This is a genomic window from Frankia sp. CoBUL1 (genome assembly GCF_978021245.1).
In genome coordinates, this window is record NZ_CDXDOS010000356.1 from 1 (window position 1) to 2,746 (window position 2,746).

Annotated in this window: 4 protein-coding genes; 1 reads left to right on the forward strand and 3 read right to left on the reverse strand. The window is 63.1% G+C overall.

Features of this window, described 5'->3' with window-relative positions; all coding sequences use genetic code 11:
- Nucleotides 1-8: 8 nt before the first annotated feature.
- The 3 genes from AC08OX_RS16825 to AC08OX_RS16835 all read right to left on the reverse strand — a co-directional run bounded on the left by AC08OX_RS16825 (nt 9) and on the right by AC08OX_RS16835 (nt 1,629).
- Nucleotides 9-518, reverse strand: a complete 510-nt coding sequence (locus AC08OX_RS16825) for an ester cyclase (protein ID WP_023840033.1) — start codon at nt 516-518, stop codon at nt 9-11.
- A gap of 27 nt (nt 519-545) precedes the next feature.
- Nucleotides 546-707 carry a hypothetical protein gene (locus AC08OX_RS16830; protein ID WP_476608687.1) on the reverse strand — a complete coding sequence of 54 codons (162 nt, stop codon included), beginning with the start codon at nt 705-707 and terminating at the stop codon, nt 546-548.
- A gap of 79 nt (nt 708-786) precedes the next feature.
- Nucleotides 787-1,629, reverse strand: coding sequence for an alpha/beta fold hydrolase (locus AC08OX_RS16835; RefSeq protein WP_476608688.1), 843 nt, complete (start codon nt 1,627-1,629; stop codon nt 787-789).
- Between the two features lie 76 nt (nt 1,630-1,705).
- Between AC08OX_RS16835 and AC08OX_RS16840 the strand changes: the two genes are divergently transcribed.
- Nucleotides 1,706-2,581 (forward strand): helix-turn-helix domain-containing protein, encoded by an 876-nt coding sequence (locus AC08OX_RS16840; RefSeq protein ID WP_476608689.1) that lies wholly within the window; start codon nt 1,706-1,708, stop codon nt 2,579-2,581.
- Nucleotides 2,582-2,746 lie beyond the last annotated feature (165 nt).

A 2,746-nucleotide genomic window follows, 5' to 3' on the forward strand; every position in this document is an offset into this window, starting at 1 on the left:
GATGTGGGTTATGCGATGGTTGCGCGGATGGGTTCGCGGTCGGTCAGGCCAACTCCGCCGCGGGGGGCGTCGGCCTCCCCCTTCATCTGGCGGAAGATCGAGTCGTTGTCCCAGTACGCGCGTTCGGCGATGAGCTTGCCGGGGTTGTCGTCGCTGAAGAGGTAGAGTGCGGCGATTTCGAAGCGAACCACATGGTTCTGTGGAGTGATACCGGCGAACTCGCTCCGATGCGTTCCGGTGACAGTCACCTCTCGCCAGGAATAGCCGGGGAGGTCGTATTCTCCGGTGACGGTGATGACGAAGTCTGGTAAGGCGACAGTGAGCGCCTCGTAGAAGTCTTGCACGCCCCGGATGCCTTCGTAATGGGTGCTCATGGGGACGACATCGTAGAAGGAACGCTCGTCACGCACGAAGGTGTCGTAGACCTTCTCCCACTCCTTGGCGTTCTCCTGGCGAATGTGCTCCTCGATGGTCGCACGTTGCAGAGCAATCCGCTCCTCGACGGTAATAGTGATCATGGTATTGATTCCCTTTCTGATTGGTGTTTACTTTTCCATCTTGGTTTCTAGCGGCCGTCCGTCTCCAGTACGAAGAAGACCCACGAAGAAGGCCATGAAGACGTCCTGATTGAAAGCGTTGACCGGGTACGGGCAGGTGCGGAACCGGTCGAATAAATGCCGTTCTTCAGGATGCGTACCCGCGTTCACCGGTGGGCCCTTACCTTCGCCCAACTTCGGTACGGCACGGCGTCCGCCACCATGCCGAATAATCGGGTGGATGCTGCGGTCAGCGCACGGCAGCAGTGGCAGATGAAAGGGTGCCGACGAACTCGGTGAGTTCGGTGTCGAAGCGTGTGGGGTTCTCCACGAACGGTATGTGCCCCACGCCGGGGTACGCGGTCACGGTCGCCGCGGCAATGATGGTGTCCAACTCGGCGAAGGCGGCCGGGATGATGACGTTGTCGTCGCTGCCGTAGATGACCCGGGTGGGGATGGTCAGTTCGGCGAGCGCCTCATCGCCGTCGTTGACGCGCCCGAGGATCGCGGCCCGTACCCGCGGCGGTACCGCGAGGACGGCGCCGAGCAGTCGTTCGCGGGTGGCCTGATCCCAGTCCCCGGCGCGCAGTAGATCGACGAACGCGCCCGCCGCGGGAACCGCCTCGCCGAGGTCGGTCGAGGTCAGTCCACCGGCTGTCGCGAGAAAGTCCGGTCCCAACAGCGCCAGGGCGTCCGCGCTACCGATCTTGCGCAACGGGGACACCAACACCAGTCCGGACAGACCGGACTGTCCGTAGGTGCGTAGAAAGTCGGTAGCCACCAGACCGCCGTAGGACCACGCCACCAGAACCACCGGCCCCGGTCCGGCGAGCGAGATAACCGCCGCGAGGTCCGCGGCCCACGTGCGGCTGAGCGCGTAGGTGTCGTCCTCGGGTACATCCGAGCGGCCGTGCCCACGAAGGTCGGGCGCCAGGATGCGGAACGAATTCTGGATCCGCGCAACGAGCGGGTCCCACACGCCCGCGTTCAGCGACAGGCCGTGGACCAGCACGACGGTGGGCGCCTTTTCCGGGCTGTGCTCGAGGACTCGTAGTCGTGCCCCCGAAGCCCCGGTAACGATATGCTCTTTCATGGATTTCACCTTGGACTAGAGTGTGACCGACACCACTACAATGATTGTCGTGAAGGTCCGCCTCAATGCCACTTAGGTGGCATTGAAAATCTTGGCGGCGAGTGATATGGTGATTCGTTCGGAAGTGGCGTCTCTCCGGGCGGGTAACGTCGCGCTGGACGCATGTTTGCTGGAGGCCGTCGTGGAGCTGGAAGCTGCGGACTACCGCCGCACTCTCGCGGTGATCAACGACTGTGTCGGTGCGACCGAGTCACCGTCCTTCCGTAGCGCCGTCCTCGACGCGTTCTCGGCGCACCTTGGCTACGAGCACCTCACCTTCTCCCTCGGCCGCCACCCGTCATTGCAGCTGGAATTGAGCGAGCCCCGCACTCGTGGCATCCTTCCCGAGCTCATGGCACGCTACCTGGACAGGTATGCCGGTCAAGATGTCTTCGCGCACAAGTTCGCTCGTCAACTGATGCAGGAATACGGCCAGGCCGTGCTCCCGCAACTGGCAGAGATGGCCCTCGGCAACGACAGATGCGGAGAATTCCTCGAGGATTTCTTGCCGCAAAACGACATCAGCGACAAGATCCTCGTCTGGCTGGATACCTCGCTGCCCGTTCACGGTTACATCGGAGTCGTCGCGACGGGCGGGCACACCTTCGATCATAGAGATCACGAACTCCTGCGGGGACTTCGGCCGACGTTGTCGTACCTGCTGCGCAGCCACCTCGAACATCAGGTCGCGCCGGCGGGAATAGTCTTGTCGATCCGCGAGCACGAAATCGCCCGCTACGTTGCCGATGGATGGCCCAACAGATTGATCGCTCGGGAGCTCGGGATCTCGGAGTGGACCGTCAAACGTCACATCACCCATGTGCTCGCCAAGTGCGGCGTGCGGTCACGTACCGAGCTGGCCATCATGTGGCAGTCCGGCAGACGCGGAACCGACGCCGCGGAGCTCCTCTGACCGATCTGACCAGATATCGGAAGCCCAGGTCATGCTTGCGGGCGCCCTCATTCGCCCCTCATAACCGAGTCGCCTGAGCGCCACCGGGCTCACCGCTGCCGAACTGGACGACCCCCGGAACGGGGCGCGCACTCCAGCGCCAGGGCTGCGCGAAGGTCGCGTGGT